Origin of the sequence: Massilia jejuensis (assembly GCF_042656795.1) — a bacterium.
In the GTDB taxonomy this organism is placed as follows: domain Bacteria; phylum Pseudomonadota; class Gammaproteobacteria; order Burkholderiales; family Burkholderiaceae_D; genus Telluria; species Telluria jejuensis.
The window spans coordinates 1-17,923 of sequence record NZ_JBHSMS010000023.1 but is presented as its reverse complement, the minus strand read 5'-3'; the positions used below and the strand labels follow the sequence as shown (position 1 = coordinate 17,923).

The window sequence follows — 17,923 nt, the reverse complement described above, 5'->3', positions numbered from 1 at the left end:
GCCTGTCCCTTTTTTCATTTGGACGAGTGCGATTTTATGCCAAGGCGTGCCGCGGCCGGCGCCCTGGCCCGGTACGATCTGCCCGATGCGGAATGAGCGGCGACCGGGACCCGCTTGCCTACTGCACCAGTAAAGGCTTCAGGTACTTGCCCGTCACGCTGGCCGGGTTGTCCGCCACCTCTTCCGGCGACCCGCTGGCGACGATCTTGCCGCCGCCGGCGCCGCCTTCCGGCCCCAGGTCGACGATCCAGTCCGCCGTCTTGATGACGTCCAGATTGTGCTCGATGATGGCCAGGGTATTGCCCTGGTCGCGCAGGCGGTGAATCACCTTCAGCAGCAAGTCGATGTCGGCAAAATGCAGGCCGGTGGTCGGCTCGTCCAGGATGTACAGGGTGCGGCCCGTGTCGCGCTTGGACAGTTCCAGCGACAGCTTGACGCGCTGGGCCTCGCCGCCCGACAGCGTCGTCGCGCTCTGGCCCAGCTTGATGTAGCCGAGGCCGACGTCGAGCAGGGTCTGCAGCTTGCGGGCGATGACCGGCACCGGCTTGAAGAAGGCATGCGCGTCTTCGACCGTCATCTCCAGCACTTCGGTAATGCTCTTGCCCTTGTAGTGCACTTCGAGCGTTTCGCGGTTGTAGCGCTTGCCGTGGCAGACGTCGCAGGGCACGTAGACGTCCGGCAGGAAGTGCATCTCGACCTTGATCACGCCATCGCCCTGGCAGGCTTCGCAGCGGCCGCCCTTGACGTTGAACGAGAAGCGGCCCGCCGAATAGCCGCGTTCCTTGGCCGTCGGCACCGTTGCGAACAGGTCGCGGATCGGCGTAAACAGGCCGGTGTAGGTCGCCGGGTTCGAGCGCGGCGTACGGCCGATCGGCGCCTGGTCGACCGAAATGACCTTGTCGAAATGCTCCAGCCCGAAGATCGCATCGTGCGGCGCCGGTTCCGTCTGCGAGCCATACAGGTGGCGCGACAGGGCCGGATACAGCGTGTCGTTGATCAGCGTCGATTTACCCGAACCCGAGACACCGGTAATGCAGGTCATCAGGCCGACCGGCAGCGTCAGGGTCTCGCCCCGCAGATTGTTGCCGGTGGCATTCGTGATCACCAGCTGGCGCTCGGGATTGGCTTGCGTGCGCTTCTTCGGCACCACGATCTTGCGCCGGCCGTCGAGATACTGGGCCGTGATCGAGTGCTCGTTGGCCATGATCTGTTCGAGCGTGCCCTCGGCGATGATCTGGCCGCCGTGCACGCCCGCGCCCGGACCCATGTCGACGATGTAGTCGGCGGTACGGATCGCATCCTCGTCGTGCTCGACCACGAGCACGCTGTTGCCGATGTCGCGCAAGTGCTTCAGGGTGCCGATCAGGCGGTCGTTGTCGCGCTGGTGCAGGCCGATCGAGGGTTCGTCGAGCACGTACATCACGCCCGTCAGGCCGGAGCCGATCTGCGAGGCCAGGCGGATGCGCTGCGCCTCGCCGCCCGACAGGGTATCGGCGCTGCGGTCGAGCGACAGGTAATCGAGGCCGACATTGTTCAAAAATTTCAGGCGCGCGATGATTTCCTTGATCACGCGTTCGGCGATCTCCTTCTTGGCGCCGGTCAAGACCAGGGTCTCGAAGAATTCCAGCGTGTCACGCAAGGGTTTGTCGGACACCTCGTAGATGGCGCGCTGCTGGGCGCCCTGGCCGATCTTCACGAAACGCGCTTCGGTACGCAGGCGCGCGCCGTCGCAGGATGGGCACTTCTTTTCGTTGATGAACTTGGACAGCTCTTCCTTGACCGCCATCGAATCGGTCTCGCGGTAACGGCGCTGCAGGTTGTTCACCACGCCCTCGAAGGTGTGTTCGCGAATCACGGTACGGCCGCGCTCGTTCACATAGGTGAACGGGATCGCATTCTTGCCGGAACCGAACAGCACGGCATCCTGCGCGCTCTTCGGCAATTGCTCGAAGGGTTTATCCAGGTCGAACGCGTAATGGGTCGCCAGGTTCGACAGCATCTGGAAATAGAACTGGTTGCGTCGGTCCCAGCCTTTCACGGCGCCGGACGCCAGCGACAAGTTCGGAAAGGCGACGATGCGTTTCGGGTCGAAGAACTCGATGTGGCCGAGGCCGTCGCACTGCGAGCAGGCGCCCATCGGATTGTTGAACGAGAACAGGCGCGGCTCGAGTTCCTGCAGCGAGTAACCGCAGACGTTGCAGGCGAACTTGTTCGAGAACACGGTGGCCTGCTCGGAATCCATCTCGAAGGCGACGGCGCGCCCATCGGCCAGGCGCAGGGCCGTTTCGAAACTTTCGGCCACGCGCTGCTTGATGTCCGGATTGACCTTGACGCGGTCGATGACGACGTCGATCGTGTGCTTTTCCGTTTTTTTGAGTTTCGGCAGTTCGTCGATCTCGTAGATCTTGGCCGGATTGACCCCGCTCTGGATGCGGAAACGAATGAAACCCTGGGCCTGCATGCCCGCGAACAAATCGCTGTGCTCGCCCTTGCGGCCGGCCACGACCGGCGCCAGGATCATCAATTTCGTGCCTTCGGGCATGGCCAGCACGGTGTCGACCATCTGCGAGACGGTCTGCGCCGCGAGCGGCTCGTGCGGGTGGTCGGGACAGTAGGGCGTGCCGACGCGCGCGTACAGCAGGCGCAGGTAATCGTGGATCTCGGTAACGGTGCCGACGGTCGAGCGCGGATTGTGCGAGGTCGCCTTCTGCTCGATGGAAATGGCCGGCGACAAGCCTTCGATCAGGTCGACGTCCGGCTTTTCCATCAGCTGCAGGAATTGGCGCGCATAGGCCGACAGCGATTCGACATAGCGGCGCTGGCCCTCGGCGTACAGGGTGTCGAAGGCGAGCGAGGATTTACCCGAGCCCGACAAGCCGGTGATCACGATCAGCTTGTTGCGCGGTAGATTGAGATTGATGTTCTTCAGATTGTGCGTGCGGGCGCCGCGAATACGAATTTCTTCCATTGAGGTTGGCAGGCTTTCAATAATTTTATGCGGGCCGCGCACGTGACTGTCGCGGTGGGCGGGCCAATCGAGGGGAATCTGCTAGTTTAACGCGTTTTTGTTGCGGCTGTACATTCATCCAGTACTCTGATGGTGCAGCGTCGCCAGCGTCCCTTGTCGTTCGGGCAAGCTGACTTGAAATCGACAATATCCGTTCCGCCGTATGTGAGCCGTTTCGGCAAAGCTTCAATGTCAAAGCGTTCAGAATCCGAAAATAAATGTGCGTGCCCGGCGAGGCACCTGGCGACAGCGATCCGGTGCTTTTTGCGCCGCTCCCGATGCTGACTCAGCCCAACAAAATTGTCTTTTAAAGGCGCCATTTCGGCCCCATAATATCGCGTTGCAGTACCCAGTTCCCTGGCGTTCAGTCTTGTGCAGAGTCAGGGTCACATCATTTGAAGGAGTACCACCATGGCATCAGTCAACAAGGTCATCATCGTCGGCAACCTCGGCCGCGATCCGGAAATTCGCTATATGCCGAGCGGCGACGCCATCGCGAACATCGCGGTCGCCACCTCATTCAAGTCGAAGGACAAGAACACCGGCGAGCAGAAAGAGCTGACCGAATGGCACCGCATCTCGTTCTTCGGCCGCCTGGCCGAGATCGTCGGTCAATACCTGAAAAAAGGTTCGTCGGTCTACGTCGAAGGCCGCCTGCAGACCCGCAAGTACACGGACAAGGACGGCATCGAGCGCTACGCCACCGACATCGTCGCTGAAAACATGCAGATGCTGGGCGGCCGCGCCGGCATGGGCGGTGGCAACGACATGGGCATGGACGACGGCGGCGGCTACGAGCCGCAGCAGCGTCCGGCCCCACGCCAGGCGCCGGCGGCGCCAGCGGCCCGTCCGCAGCCGCAGCGTCCGGCGCCGAACTTCTCGGACATGGATGACGACATCCCGTTCTAATCGAGCCTAAACACAATTTTGTTGTTAGCGGACCCCTTCTCCCTATGAGAAGGGGTCTTTTTCTTTACCCACATCAATTTATATGTTTTAATCAGGCAATTGCTTAATTGCGCTTTTGTCAGATTGGTGGGTAGATGACGCGATTCATCGCCAAACGTATCCAGTTCCGGAACGGAGAGCGCCACTCTGTGTTGAGTCGCGTTGGCGGTCTACCTGTTCATGAAGCTACCCTGTTCCTCGCGAGTTTCAGAACTCGAGGGAGGGCGGCAAACACAATTCATGTCGTATGCACGACTTTGGCCTTAGTCTATCGGTGGCTGCATGAAGCAAAGATAGATCTGTTGGCGCGGCTTCAAAGCGGTCAGTTTTTAACCGCCCCAGAGATACATCGTTTAGTCGATATAGCGCAATATAGAGCCGACGATCTCAGCGAGGACACTTCAACGAAGTCCAGCAAGAGCAAAGTCATAGACCTGCATCGCGTTCGAATGCGGCGGAAGGTAACGCAGCCTGACCGCCGACCGGTTGGGGTCGCAAACCACGCGACCCGGCTTCGATACATCATCAGCTACTTGAACTTCCTTGCCGGCTATATTGCTCCAGGCCTTCCCCCGGACTTGAAAAGCCAGCTTCTGGCCGAGTCGAAGCAGGTCTTAGACATTTTGCGGGCTCAAGTTCCCACGGTTTCCAAGCGGGCCACGCTTGGCGACCGCGAAGGGATGTCCGAGGCGGATCAGAACCGATTGCTTGCGATAATTCACCCCCAATCACCGAATAATCCGTGGAAGCGAGGCTTTGTCCGGGATCGGAACTGGTTGATAGTGGTCCTGCTTTTGGCCACAGGAATGCGGCGCGGCGAACTCCTGAACATCCAGCTTCGCGATCTAAAGCAGCGCGAGCCCAAGCTGGATATCATCCGACGGGCCGATGAGAGTGTGGACACTCGATTGATTCAGCCGACGCCGAAGACGCGCGAACGAACAATTGAGCTACGGCCCTCAATCATGAGGGCAGTGTGGACCCATGTCGCTCTGCGACGGGAGATAAAGGCTGCCCGAAAGCACCCATACCTTCTCGCGTCCGAGGAAGGCCCAGCGCTGGCCTACAAGACCATCGACAAAATCTTCGCTGACATACGGCGTGCATGCCCTGGTCTAGAGATAAACCTGTCCAGCCACGTCATGCGCCATACATGGAACGACCGGTTCTCGGAGCAGGCCGAGGCGATGCAGTTGAGCGAAGCTGTTGAGGAGAAGGCGCGTAATGAACAACAAGGGTGGGCGGACAACTCTAAGTCGGCTGCCACTTATACCCGGAGGTACGCGGCCCGCAAGGGGCGTGAATTATCATTGAAGTTACAAGAAAAATTAGATGTCCCAGACTAATCAAGTTCGCGCCTCGACGGCGGTTGCCATCTCTCTACCCGACCGAATTTTTTCAAGAAACGGTGCTAGCTTAAATCCCAATGCCGACATTTGGATGTGGACAGATGGCCCATTCAAAGCCCGCATCGACTTCACGCGCTACTCAGGGGGATATGAACGCTATGTCCTCTCACTGAAGCATGCCCTCACCGCATTCTTCAAGTCTAGCTCGTCGGCGCATGTTGTCAATCTAGAGGTAGCCTTTCGGTACTTCGTTGAGCTGACAGGCCCCTGCCCGGTGGGGGAGTTTACTGCAGCGAGTCTTTCAAATTTCGCATCGAAACTTCGTCACAACGAAGCCTGGAGGATTGGCACCCTCAACGGGCTCATCCAGAAGTGGGTGGCATTAAATCTTCCGGGAATAAGCCATGAATGCGCAACATATCTTGCAGAGCAGAGGAAGCCTGGAAATAAGAAGGGAGAAGCGGTCACGACTCGAAATCCCTTAACTGGTCCTTTGAGTGAGGTCGAGGTGACAGCCCTATACTCTGCGGTCAACGCAGCATACGGCCGGGGACACCTCCCGCTTTGGTCCGTCATTCTGTGTCGCCTGCTGTTGGCGTGCGGTGGGCGGATTTCGCAGTACGCCTCTCTTAAAATCATTGACTTCAACCCGGATACGCGGGTACTTCGGCTGCCGCAGGCCAAGACACGCGATGAGCATGCTCGAAGTCGCTTTTTGGAATTTGACATCAGCCCGCAGACAGCACACCTTCTTTCAGACTATATAACCGGACTGAAAGGGGACGGATATACGGATGATTCCCCGCTCTTCCGTGAAGACGTTATCATGCGCCAAGGACCAAGAAAAGAACTTCGCAACCCCGATGATCTTTTTTATGGCCACTGCGAGCCGAGGCATTTGTCACGCCGATTTCAGGAGGAGGTTGAGGAAGTAGCGCCACCGACTGCTCGCCTTGACTTCGCACCTCTGCCTGTAACGCCCAAACGTTTCCGGTACACGTACGGGACACGTCTCGCCGAAGAGGGTGCTAGCAAGGTGGTTATCGCCAACCGCCTAGGGCACGCCGACCTCCAGAACGTCGATGTGTACTTCTCTGCCTCTCCGAAAGTCGTTGAGAACATAGACAAGGCGATGGGGCCATTGCTCGCACCTCTCGCAAGGGCCTTTCAAGGTCGCCTGGTGGAAGATGAAGCCAACTCGACGCAGAAGGGGACGCCGGGTAGCAGAATCATCGATTTCCGAATATCAGACGAGACGCTGGGCGGTTGCAACCAATGCGCCAAAGGCTGCGCGTTCAATAAACCTGTCGCCTGTTACACCTGCTTCCGATTCGAGCCGTTCTTGGACGCGCCGCATGAGGAGGTGCGCGAGCGCCTCCTAAAAGAACGCCAGCAAGCGGCGGAAGACTCCCGTATGGTCTCCATCAATGACGAGGTCATCCGTGCAGTCGAAGAAGTCATCGCTCTGTGTGAGCAAGTGCGCCAAGAGCGCATGGCAGAGGCGGAGAACGCTGCATGAGCACTCCTGTCCTTAATTTCGTTCCACGCGCGGAACTGGACCCCATGTCGAACGTCTTAGCTTTTGTCGAGCTCTGTAAAAGCTCAGATGTGCTGGCGGCTAGTACCCAATTCGAGTTGAATGCGTGGGCCGTTGGCTATCTCAAGGGACAGAATAAAGTTAATCGGGTAGTGTTTAGTACTCTTGAGGCATCCGCAAAGGCAGAACCGGAGCCGAGCATGCCTGCCCCATTCCTGGATTTCGCCAAAGGGACGGTCATCTACCTGCACGACAAACGCCCTGTCGTGTCTCATTCCCCTCTCATCACCGCATTGCGTTGCATGGAAGCGGCTCTTCGCCAATGGAATAAGGCGTCGCGACCAACAGCTGTCAACCAAGAAGTACTGGACACTGCAATCGAGTTAGCCTATGCGCAGGTATCGGACGCCGTCGCTTATCGTGTCGCCGGCCAGCTTAAGACTATCGCTAGCTTTATGCAGACAAAGGGGTTTATTACCCTTCGTCAGCCGTGGCACCATGGGAGAAAGAAGCCCCAAGAAACTGGGACACGGATATCCAAAGAAGCGCTGGTAGCTCGACAGGAGAAGCTGCCATCGCGGGCTTGTCTTCGGGCGATCGCTGGCATTTTTAGTACGGCAGTCAAAGCACCGGATATCCTCGTGTCCAGCAACACAGCTCTTATGATGTGCGCGCCGGAACGCATTAACGAGGTTGTCCGGTTACGCCGCAATTGCCTTGTAGAGGGAGATGGTGAGTTCAAAGGCAAGCTTGGCCTTCGATGGTCAGGTTCGAAAGGTTTTGAAAACACGACTAAGTGGTTGCCGTCAGCTATGGTCCCGGTTGCTCGAGAAGCAGTGGGCAACCTTCTGCAGATCACCACGCCTGCCAATGTCCTTGCACGGTGGTACACCGAGAACCCTGAGACCATCTATTTGCATGCAGATGCCGAGCACCTTAAGGATAGAACAACGCTGTCACTTTCAGACATTGCGTTGCTGCTGTGGGGTAATGAGTCAGGAGCGGACGTGGCGAAGAACTGGGCCAAGGAAACGCATGACTTGCGCCCCTGCGGCGAAAATGAATATTTATTTGCAGACGTAGAAAAGGCGGTGCTTGGCATGCTGCCGGCAACTTTTCCGTTCATGCCAGGTGAGCCTGATCTTAAATGTCACGATGCGATGGCCGTCATGCGCGTTAATGAGATGCACTCAATCAGGAGCACCTACCTATGCATGTTCACCACGGTAGATTACCAGACCATCACAAACCCCTATGGGGCCCGGGAAGGTCGGGAGTCCATTTTTAAGCGTTTTGGCTACACAGAGGACGATGGGTCTCCTATCGAGTTGCGTAGCCACGCATTGCGCCACTACTTGAACATGCTAGCCCAAACCGGAGGTTTAAGTAGTGCAGAAATCGCCCTTTTCTCGGGACGTAAAGACCAGAGGCAAAACAGGGCCTACGACCACATGACTTCTGCGGAGGTGCAGGCGCCCATTTCAGACGCATTAAAGAACGGTTTCACATCGGAGCTAGAGCTTGTATCCGATGAGCATCGCCTCATCGAGAGAAACGAGTTCAGGGGGCTCGGAATTGCCGCCGCACACACGACCAAATACGGCTGGTGTCAACACGACTTCGCCAGCGAACCGTGCCAGTTGTACGCCGACTGTATTAACTGTGAGGAGCAAGAGTGCGTCAAGGGCGACTCTCATAAAGAAGCCAACCTGCGTCAATTAAAGGACGAGACCGAGGTCCTGCTAGGGAGGGCTCGCCAAGCGCTTAGCGAGGAGGAGTTTGGGGCAGATATCTGGGTCGCACACCAAACCAAGACCTTGGAACGGGTCAACTCGCTGATTGCGATTCTGGAGGATCCGAGCGTGCCGTCCGGAGCCCGTATTCGTCTCGACGTAACCAACGCTCCCCTTGTCACGAAAGATAACGCGCATTCGATAAAGTTTGTCCGCAAGACGCGACACAAGGTGGTGGTATGAAGAAGAGCCGCGCACCAGACCTGACACATGAAGTTCTCCAGCAGGTTCTCAACGCCCTAGATGGCTGGCAGAGGAAGCTCACTTGGGATCTCCTCCTGGACGAGGTGGAAATCCTAACAGGCCACCGGTACTCCCGATTCACGTTTGCCGACTATCCTGAGATTGCAAATGCTTTCTCTTTTAAAAAGGACATTCTTCGTGGCACTCTACCCCGGACTAGCAGCGAGCCAAAAGATGAGCGGCTCCGGGTCGCATTGGAACAAGTCTCCCGACTGCAAGCTAAGGCCGAGCGGCTCCAGGCGGAGAACAACTTGCTCAGCGAGCAGTTTGTAACTTGGGCGATTAATGCTGAGCGCAAAGGCATCACAATGAGTATGCTCAACGCGCCGTTGCCTAAGCCGAATCGTGATCAAAATAAGGGCATCAAGTAACGGTGACCGGGTGCTGGTTGATACCGTTCCAAGCAAACTCCGGTTGCAATGTCGCCGGAGCAAATGGCCGGCTGGCTAAAGCACGCGTATCTCAGTGACGAGGGCTATCACGTCTCACACACCAAACGGTATACCGAAGCAGCCGTTCAACAAGTTCCACCAGATATGTGGACTCTGCCAAGACGACAGAAAGAGCAACCGCCTTCATTCAATTGACCAGTGCGAGTATGGATGAAGGACGGCCAGAATTACTTTAACGTGGGCTTCGCAGCAACTCGCGTCGGAGATCGACAAGCTGATGGTTATTAGGGAGATCGGCTAGTAGAACATTTACTAGAGCCAGTAAGCCTCCGTCCAGTGCGCCATCATTTGCTTTTCTGCACGCTTGATTCCATCTTTCAGCCGGCGTCCCATGTGCCAGTAGTACCTTTACAGATCCGCCAGCGCGTTCCCAGATGTCGTCGAGCGACGTCGCAGCCAAATCGCCGCCAAGTTCTCCAGCGCGACGCACGAGATCATCCCTCGTGGGTGCTGCACTACCGGCTGAGCCAGGTACTGGAATCTGTATCCTCTCCCACCACCATAACTGATCCCGACACTCGCTGAGAGCTGTAAGTACTTCTCTTTCTCCCGAAATAAATCGAACGTAGAGATCGTTGGCAGTGTTGTTCCAGTGGCGGTCGCGGATAAGCTTACCAATTTGCCGGCCGACCTCGCCTGTAAGGGATACCTGACGTATCCAGCTTCGTACGGCTCGTTCTTCAAGCGCCAGATTCCACGAAATGATCGACACGAGGGTCTGTGCCGCCAATTTGATTTGTCCTGCCTGCGTTAGAACGGCATCGGACAAGGCCAGCTCCGGTTGGGGAAATTCTTCCCCTTGTTCTAGTTTTTTCAGCAAAAGCTTGGCAGTTTCTTGCACAAGTAAGCTTGCCTCGTTGGCGTCCAAGTGCGACCAGAGCTTTTCCCGTCCTGGAAGTTCAAGCGCTGCTACCGCAAAATCCGGTGCCAACCGCGCAATTGGACCTCGTTGGTATTGATTGGTGAGGACGGCATGAAGGAATTTGGACGCTTCAACATCACGTGCAATTCCGCTTGGCCAAGGGTTTCCTCCTTCAGTGATATGCTTGACCCAAACTTGCCGCCACCCAATTACTGCTAGATCCATCGAGCGGAGAAGGGTAGGCTTCGCAATCGACAAACGTGCAGCTGTGCTCACCAATCGCGCATCCCCTAGCTCGACAGCGCCACGCACCACATCTTCATCACGAGCTTCCTGTAGAAGCACCTCGGCACCGTCCCAAGGGTTTACGGGGAAACGGAGTTGTTCCTTGATGGCTTCGAGAGAAGGAAGCAAGCGCCACACGGTAGTGGCGTGTAGACGTGACCATCCGAGTGTGTAAGTAGCTCGGCGTAGTGCTTGAAGTTCCTCTTTAGTGAGCTGAGAGCTTGCAACCGCGTTTATTACGCCGAATTCTAGTTCGGAAGAATTGACGATGTTCGAGGAAAGTGTCGACAAATCTGGAATGTTGCACAGGCAGAAGAGCATCACGTTACACCAGGCTGGGTGTAGGCAGTTGAGCCCTTCGCGCAATCCATCGCGAAACGCAGTGAGCCACCAAGGTTGCGCTTTGTCAGTTAGGAAGACGTTGAGAGCGATTTCCATATCGCTGGGAGGTAAATTAGGCAGCTGGTCGGACACCCATGCTCGAAGCGCGGTTGATGGCATCGCGTCCGCCGGGAAGTGCGTTGCATCGAGATTAGCAAGGGCGCGAATTGCTGAGAGTGGGGAAGAAGCTAAGTTCACGCACACTGCGCGTAACGCCTCCTTCTTAAGCTGCAGTGCCCCGGTGGGCCTTGGGTCAATGGCTGCTAGAGTCCGTGCCAGTTCTGTTCCAGACGCGGCATCTGGAGCGCTACGTACTCGGTCCAAACGTTCGGCTGCGCGCGCGATACGATTCAAGTGTGTTGCGGAACCATCTGGAAAAGGACATTCGACAAGCAGCTCGTCGAGGGTAGCATCAGAATTTCCCATCAACCATCGTGCCCCGCGACTGATGGTAGGAGTATCGAGCGGATTGACGATAACGTTCGATGGCCATTGCTTTTCCCGGCCTGAAGGAACCGCGTAAAGCCAAGGAATGTACTTTGAGTCCCCCATCTGTGGAGGACTCAGGGTTACCCAAGCCGAAAATTCTCGACGCGCTGCCGGCCACAATCTGGGCCACAAACCTGCTAGGACGCTAGGCCACACTTGGAGGTCGGCGATGAGGTGGGGATCACTGTCGCGGATCAAGGCTTCAGCAACGGCAGCGAGGAGTTTTGGTGATGCGGCCGGTACCGGCACGCCTCCATTGAGGGACTCCATTACTTTGCCTAGGTCGTCGATTTCAGATACATCTTCAAGAAGCCAAAGTGCGACCTCTGCACGCGCCATGCCAGCTCTAGCAGCCCGATCATCAGGCACAGACCACCAGATCGCCCACCAATCACCAAAGGGACCGCAGCCAACAGAGGGCCACCAGCAGTCTCCAGGTCCCAAATGGCCTTGAGGTTTGTCGGTAAAGCCGGCTAAGGTTGCAGGTAAGGCGTGCCCATCCCTGGTGCATGAGAGCAAGGTGTGCATGTTGTCCTTTTCCCCATAAGTAGCTCGGACAGGCATGCTTGGACGTATTGGTGCATTCATTTGGACTGCAGTAGCCAGTGTAACGGCAGCGTCAGGTCTTGGCTGCTTGGGCCGCCGGCCGGCAACACCGTCCAGCCTTGGGTCTCCGGCCCGTTATCTATAAAAGCGTCATCGTGACTTCTTCTGTTTAACTCCCGTCCCAAGGAAGAAAGTCCCCATACGCTGACAGCATCGGATGGCCAGACGCTATGCAGGAATGTCGAGAACAGTGGCAAGTATCGGGCTAAGATTGTTGCTGGTGGCACTTCTCCAGCATTGACCTCGTCATAACATGAAAGCATGATTGCAAGTCGGGGCAGGTGTTTCTGTTCTACTGTACCGAGACCACCTACATGCAGCAAGATTTGGGTGAGTTCAGTCCAATAAGCATTCGAATCCCAGTTGGTTGCTCGCGACGATCCTTGCTCGTTGGTGTGACTGCGCTCCACCATCCGCTCAATAGCGCCTGGGTAGGTGACTTCAGTTTTCAACCGGATCATGAGAATCCACCCCTGAGCGCCTTTCAAGCGAGTCCGCCACAATTCAGAGATAGCGCGTTCATTGAATGCTGTACGAAGCTGTTCCCCGCCATAGTCGGGCCAGTTCAGCTCGAATTCAGTTCCGGTGTCATCAACGATTGGAAGAGTAATTTCTGCCCAGGTGCTGGCAGACGTGTGCTCCGCAGCGCGCCCTTCCTCCAAGCTAGCCAGGACATCTTCAAGTGGCGACAGATCTACAGGAGTTCCACCTTCAGCTAGCCTCAAACGGCCTGGGCGGCGGCGGAGGCGGCCGTAGAGTTGTCCCGCGTAATGCGTCTTCCCGCTATTTGGTCCGCCAAGCAAGACCATTTTAGGTTTGTCCATGATGCCCTCTGAACGCCCAGAACGGATTAGCAACGCTTACTGGTTCAATGATCGGCAGTGCGACCTTGCCCTCCCACGTCGATAAAACGATCGTTGCAAGAACATCGACAAAGGATTCTGGTGCTGACACGCTTGACGAAAGCTCGACTGCATGCGGAAGGTTGACTTTTAACGCCTCTGTGATTGATCGACGGATACCGTCGGGGACGGTATGTTCGCTCTTTGTCCATACTAAGACTGCTGGCCTGCCATCGATGTGATTACCGAGGCGTTCCAAGAGTTGTCGCAACTCGTTGCGTGCTGGTCCTTTGTTTGCACCTGAAAGACGTTCGCAATCGGCTGCGATAAGGAAAGCGTCAGAATGCTGGACAATCCATCTTGCGCCCTCTGCGTCAGGTGCGTCCTCTTTGATAGCCCATCGAGAGAACCATTCGCCTGGAGCGTCCGTGAAAAAGACGTCTCGAAAACCTACAGATCGACTGCGAAGAGCCAAGTGAAGCATTCCTGGAACACGCCCCGTTCCCCTAGGCGTGTGTGGTGGGAACGACGGTTCGCGCTTGTCCTGAAACCGCATCCATGCGGCCAAAGATTCCCACGCTCCTAGTGTCCAAGAGCCAGAGAAAGTGCGATCGGCAAGTACGCCGCTTTCGAGGATTTTTAAGTAATTCGCTGTCAGCAATGTGGTTTTGCCTGAGTCATGCGCTCCGATCACACCGATTAACAAGTGACGCGCACGGCTGGCCAGTAGGAATAGGTCATCTAACCCCAAAGCGCTGCCCGACCATGGCACACGGGCCTGCTGTGCAATGGCCGAAGGCGTAGGAGCGCTCTTTCGAGGTGCACCTTTCTTCATCGCGTCACATTCGGCAGCGGGGGCAAGGTGACCCAAGGGGCAGGTTTCCCCTTCATGCTGGTAACAGTTTGGATTAGTGCAAACGCGTGCGTTCATTGCTTCGTCGCCGCGAGACGTACAGCGTGTTCCTGGCGCAATACTGCTCGGCCGAATTCCGGCAACGACATCTCTGTTGCTGGAGCTATCGCTGCTCTGCCCAGCAAGCTATTAATGTCCGGAGCATCATTCAACAGCGCAGCTATGACTAAATCGCGCAGGCTGAACCGCGCATCGGGTACGCTCGGCTTGATGCCCTTGAGCCAGTCAGCAGGCAACCGTGAACGCTGTTTATTAAGATTGTATAGAAGGGTTTCAATCGAAACCTTTTCGCGGAAGGAAGCTCCCGGCAACCGGTTAATCCCCTCTGCAAGCAAGTAAGGAAGACTGGCGGGCATGACGCCTGACATGAGAGATAGCAAGTCGTACGCCATCGTGACGGCCGCGAGCTCGTTGTCCAGTTCTCGATAACTGCAGTGTAATGACGTGGAGTACAAGGATTCTAACCACCACAAGGTGTCGAGGCGTTGCCGCTCTGCCGGCGAAGTGTCGCGCGCCTTTGCAATTTCCTGCTGTGCTGTTTTCTTAATTGATTGGAGTTGCTGCACGGTTCGTGCCTCCAATTTGGCCATTTGCTCCTCATTAGCCGCGGCTAGTTCGTCTAGCTGCTCTGAAATTGCGTTTTGCAGACGTGGAGCTGCGTCATGCGCCCACTCCTGAGGGTTGGCGTGCGGCCAGTAGCGATTATGGTCTGTTAGCGCCTTACCGTTGCGACTGGTTTGACCGAGCGCGGCTGCTATCCTGAGTTCGAAAGCGTCCCGGTCGACCCTGGCGTTTTCAATCTCTGAAGTAGCTTTCCTAGGGGAACTGGACGACGACCGACTCTCGCTGCTCTCTTGGGGCACTGCGCTAGCTACCGCAGCCTCTTCAGCCCGGTGCGCCATTTCTTGCATCATTTCTCTAACTGCGGTTGCTTCGCGGTCCAAGGGCGAGTACCTCAGCGTATCCGCTGCGGTGTACCAAATTACAGCGGCATTGGCGCCGTCCCCAGCTTGCTGGCATGCGTCAAGCAACAGCGCCCGGTATAGAGAAATCGGCTGGTCTGTGTGTACAGTAGCCACGGTAGGCCATTCCGACTGAAGTGCCTGTTCGGCTTTCAACATCATGGCGTCGTTAATGGTCGCGTTAGCGTTCAGACCCGTAAGTACAGCAGGAATCAACAGCTGTCGATCCTTCCGAAGCGCCTGGGCAAGCACAGCCGCTGCACGGTTTATTTTCCCGAGGCGATCGTCATGGCCATCCAGTTTGGTTACAAGACCGGCTGAGATCAGGTCTGTCAGCATTTTGCCCATCGTATTTCCTTCTCTATACTTTCGACCAGTTCGCCAAATGCCGCTGGATCACTTCATTAAAAGGAGCATCAGTTTTTACGACTTGTAAGAGCATGCCCGGTCGAACGGACGCTCCACGGGTGCTGCGAAGCCAAAGGCGCTGCCAAAGGTCTTGCGGCCGGCTGACATTTTCGACTTCAGAACCCTTTCCGCCAGCGCGTTCCCAGATTGCGCGTGCTTGCCCGACCTCCGGATAGAGCTCGGCAAGTATTTCGATCAGATCAAGCGGCACGCCAGCTACTGCGGCGCTCGCCTCGGGAGTACTCGAGACAGCAGTGCCGGGCAACAGGTCCATTGACATTTTTAACAGACGCAGTAGGTACTCAGCTGAGGCGCGCGCTGCAAAGTACCGATAACGATCGTCTTTAAATGGGTCACCGAAGTCAGAGACTGCTTTAACCACTATGACTGGGATATCGCGGAAATGCGCCGCTGCGCCCAGCGCGCTAGCTTCCATGTCAATGCCCAATACTTTGCGCATGCTTTGCGCTAGACGAGGAAAGATTCCGGTGTCTTCCACGACTGCGGCGCCAGTAGCCATCGGTGCCACATGTACCGTGAATGGCTTTGGGGGCTGTGGCCCATCCGGATGGGACAAGCGGAGTTCGTCAGCGCGCGCGCGACCGGTCTCAGTTAGTGTCAATCCTTTTTCAATCCATTTACGGCGAGTGAGACGACCCAGGACCTCGGGCCAGTCTGGACACGCTTTCTTGAAGTCAGGCGCCTGAAGCGGATTTTCGCCGTCGATCAAGCGTCGCAAGACCCATTCTTCCTGCTGCTCATGCGCCGGTTCGGGACGGGTCCCTACCCATGACCCCGGCGCCGAGTTTGCGACCGCAATCATGCGCTGCACCCACTGACGACTAGGATTGAATTGCAAGATATCGCCTTCGAATTTCGTCAGGCCGTCCTCTACAGTGATTTTGCCTGCGTCGTAGGAATAGAGGCGATCGGCGAAAATGACGTCTCCGAGGGAGACCTTGCCGCGTCGACCTGCACAGATACCGCTCATCGCCACACAGCGCGCAGGATGTTCGTTCAAGAGTTCCATAACAGTCGCCAACGCGATTTCTCGACCCATACCGCTAGCAAATGTGGCGACAATGCGAACCATTTCTGCTTGGTTGCCTCGGAACGTAGCACTAGCCGTCAGCCAGCCGCTTTTACTCGTTTCATTTGCCCAGCCTGGCTCCACGATGCCTTCGGTGACGTCGAGCAGAGCCTGAAATTCATCAAAAAGTGCGCATACGACTAAGACATCGACAGCAATAGGGGCGGAGGGCATAAATAATATTTCTCGCTGGAAGCACAAGCTCCCAATATTGCGCAAGTTACATTTAATTTCAAGGGCGAATGTGAAGAGAATTTAAGAATGAGTTAAGCGTAAAGGGGTGCGTCGGCAGCCCATGGCATTAAGGGCGCACCGATCAACCATGTCTAGGTAGCTGAGTCCCTCTTGCCGATCCGGAGGGACGACATGCAGATAGACAGTTGTCTGGACTGTGGCGGATTGTGGTTCTCCTGCCCACTCAGATGTTGGCTCTTTCCGCAGAGCGAATTCCGTGGTAGACAATGGCTTCTGTCTCTAAACTGGTAGCAGGTCACTTCGAACGTAAAGTGCATCCGACCACATGGATTGTTGACATAACTTCTACCTTATACCGGCATGCCCAACTCTCCTCAAAAAGTTTTTCTCGATGCGAACGTCTTGATTCAAGAAGGTAAACAAGGTAGTCCGATCATCGAACGGCTAGGCGACCTTGTTGATGCTGGGTTGGTGTCAGTACTGACAACCGATTTAACCATGATAGAGGTTGCGAAGAAGCATGCCGAGAATGACCTCGACGTGGTCAAAGACTTTTCTCGCCCGCATTTTCGAGCGATTTTAAATGACGTACTCGGCGTGACACTGCCCGAGATCACTAAAGTTAAGCTGAAAGACTCGTTGGTCGAGAAATATCGGAAAGCTACTGAGCGAATGTTTGAGGCGCTTGGAGCAAAGATTCTATCTGTGAACGATGTGCTACCTTCTGAAGTGTTGGAGGCGTACTCAAGACGTGAAGGTTTTTTCAGCGGGGAGGGAAAGAAGGACCAATTCCCTGATGCGTTCATCTTTGGATGTCTTCGGAGAATAGCCGACAACGGATTGCCGATCATTATTGTGTCGTCGGATGGCGACTTTGTGGGGCCGTCGAAAGCGGTGAGCAACATTTCACTTGTAAAGACATTCGCAGACTTGTTCGCGGTATTGGGGCTCGAAATTGCAGCTCCAGAGCTCGAGGGGTTCTTCGATGATGACCACGATGAGCTTGTTTCCCGTTTCGATGCAGAAGTGTCCAACTGGGGCCTTCAAGTTTTGGATGTCGAAGGTGGGGAGATTGATGACGCGACAGTGACCAACGTAAAACTCGATTATTTCACTGCATTTCGTTCCATCAAGGACGGGGGAAATATTCTCGTCGCTGGGTATGCGACCGTAACGGCTGACGTGTCATATACCCATCCGGACTGGGATACTGCCTCTTGGGATTCTGAGGATAAAGTTGCTATTCCCTGGGGGGATGTAAGTGGTGAAACGGAGGTCGATTTCGAAGTTCGATTCTCGATGATTCTGTCAGTAGATGAGTCCGGCAAACCCGTTTCACTCGATAATTTAAGTTTTTTAGACGATTCTTTTGTGTACGTGGAAATCGCGCAGTACGAGACATACAAGTAACTCATCGCTTAATGGGTGCGTCGCCTCGAGCAGACCGTGGAAGGTAGAAAACGGCCATTTCCTTTGGCGTATCAGATCCACTGGTGTGAATCGCCACGAGTTTACTAGACACTCGCGAGCCGCTGGAAATACTGCTTTTCATATTCGACCG

General features: G+C 55.8%; 13 protein-coding genes. 7 read left to right on the top strand and 6 right to left on the bottom strand.

Annotated features, from left to right (window positions below):
• Positions 1-118 precede the first annotated feature (118 nt).
• On the bottom strand, positions 119-2,968 hold the full coding sequence (gene uvrA, locus ACFPOU_RS05775) for an excinuclease ABC subunit UvrA (protein ID WP_379718103.1): 2,850 nt from the start codon (positions 2,966-2,968) through the stop codon (positions 119-121).
• A 450-nt stretch (positions 2,969-3,418) separates the two neighbouring features.
• On the opposite strand from uvrA, the gene ssb reads away from it, so the two are divergent.
• The 5 genes from ssb (at position 3,419) to ACFPOU_RS05750 (ending at position 9,248) form a co-directional block, all read left to right on the top strand.
• Complete coding sequence (gene ssb, locus ACFPOU_RS05770) at positions 3,419-3,916, top strand: single-stranded DNA-binding protein (RefSeq protein ID WP_379718101.1); 498 nt, start codon at positions 3,419-3,421, stop codon at positions 3,914-3,916.
• A 134-nt stretch (positions 3,917-4,050) separates the two neighbouring features.
• Positions 4,051-5,301: a tyrosine-type recombinase/integrase gene (locus ACFPOU_RS05765; protein WP_379718099.1), complete on the top strand. Its 1,251-nt coding sequence runs from the start codon at positions 4,051-4,053 to the stop codon at positions 5,299-5,301.
• Complete coding sequence (locus ACFPOU_RS05760; protein ID WP_379718097.1) at positions 5,288-6,823, top strand: site-specific integrase; 1,536 nt, start codon at positions 5,288-5,290, stop codon at positions 6,821-6,823. Before ACFPOU_RS05765 ends, ACFPOU_RS05760 begins: the two co-directional genes overlap by 14 nt.
• Positions 6,820-8,817 (top strand): integrase, encoded by a 1,998-nt coding sequence (locus ACFPOU_RS05755; RefSeq protein WP_379718095.1) that lies wholly within the window; start codon positions 6,820-6,822, stop codon positions 8,815-8,817. The genes ACFPOU_RS05760 and ACFPOU_RS05755 overlap by 4 nt, the downstream gene beginning before the upstream one ends.
• Positions 8,814-9,248 (top strand): hypothetical protein, encoded by a 435-nt coding sequence (locus ACFPOU_RS05750; protein WP_379718093.1) that lies wholly within the window; start codon positions 8,814-8,816, stop codon positions 9,246-9,248. The genes ACFPOU_RS05755 and ACFPOU_RS05750 overlap by 4 nt, the downstream gene beginning before the upstream one ends.
• 253 nt (positions 9,249-9,501) lie before the next feature.
• Here ACFPOU_RS05750 and ACFPOU_RS05745 read toward each other — a convergent pair whose 3' ends face one another.
• The 5 genes from ACFPOU_RS05745 to ACFPOU_RS05725 form a co-directional block, all read right to left on the bottom strand.
• The gene (locus ACFPOU_RS05745; RefSeq protein ID WP_379718996.1) at positions 9,502-11,910 is read right to left on the bottom strand and encodes a GAP1-N1 domain-containing protein; all 2,409 of its coding nucleotides are present in this window, start codon (positions 11,908-11,910) and stop codon (positions 9,502-9,504) included.
• A 20-nt stretch (positions 11,911-11,930) separates the two neighbouring features.
• Positions 11,931-12,776: a TRAFAC clade GTPase domain-containing protein gene (locus ACFPOU_RS05740; RefSeq protein ID WP_379718091.1), complete on the bottom strand. Its 846-nt coding sequence runs from the start codon at positions 12,774-12,776 to the stop codon at positions 11,931-11,933.
• Positions 12,763-13,629, bottom strand: coding sequence for a TRAFAC clade GTPase domain-containing protein (locus ACFPOU_RS05735; RefSeq protein WP_379718089.1), 867 nt, complete (start codon positions 13,627-13,629; stop codon positions 12,763-12,765). Before ACFPOU_RS05735 ends, ACFPOU_RS05740 begins: the two co-directional genes overlap by 14 nt.
• 92 nt (positions 13,630-13,721) lie before the next feature.
• Positions 13,722-15,017: a GTPase-associated system all-helical protein GASH gene (locus ACFPOU_RS05730; protein WP_379718087.1), complete on the bottom strand. Its 1,296-nt coding sequence runs from the start codon at positions 15,015-15,017 to the stop codon at positions 13,722-13,724.
• 13 nt (positions 15,018-15,030) lie between these two features.
• Positions 15,031-16,341: a 5'-methylthioadenosine/S-adenosylhomocysteine nucleosidase family protein gene (locus tag ACFPOU_RS05725; RefSeq protein WP_379718085.1), complete on the bottom strand. Its 1,311-nt coding sequence runs from the start codon at positions 16,339-16,341 to the stop codon at positions 15,031-15,033.
• A gap of 171 nt (positions 16,342-16,512) precedes the next feature.
• Between ACFPOU_RS05725 and ACFPOU_RS05720 the strand changes: the two genes are divergently transcribed.
• Both ACFPOU_RS05720 and ACFPOU_RS05715 read left to right on the top strand, forming a co-directional pair.
• The gene (locus ACFPOU_RS05720) at positions 16,513-16,653 is read left to right on the top strand and encodes a zf-TFIIB domain-containing protein (protein ID WP_379718083.1); all 141 of its coding nucleotides are present in this window, start codon (positions 16,513-16,515) and stop codon (positions 16,651-16,653) included.
• A 69-nt stretch (positions 16,654-16,722) separates the two neighbouring features.
• Positions 16,723-17,772: a PIN domain-containing protein gene (locus ACFPOU_RS05715; protein WP_379718081.1), complete on the top strand. Its 1,050-nt coding sequence runs from the start codon at positions 16,723-16,725 to the stop codon at positions 17,770-17,772.
• Positions 17,773-17,923 lie beyond the last annotated feature (151 nt).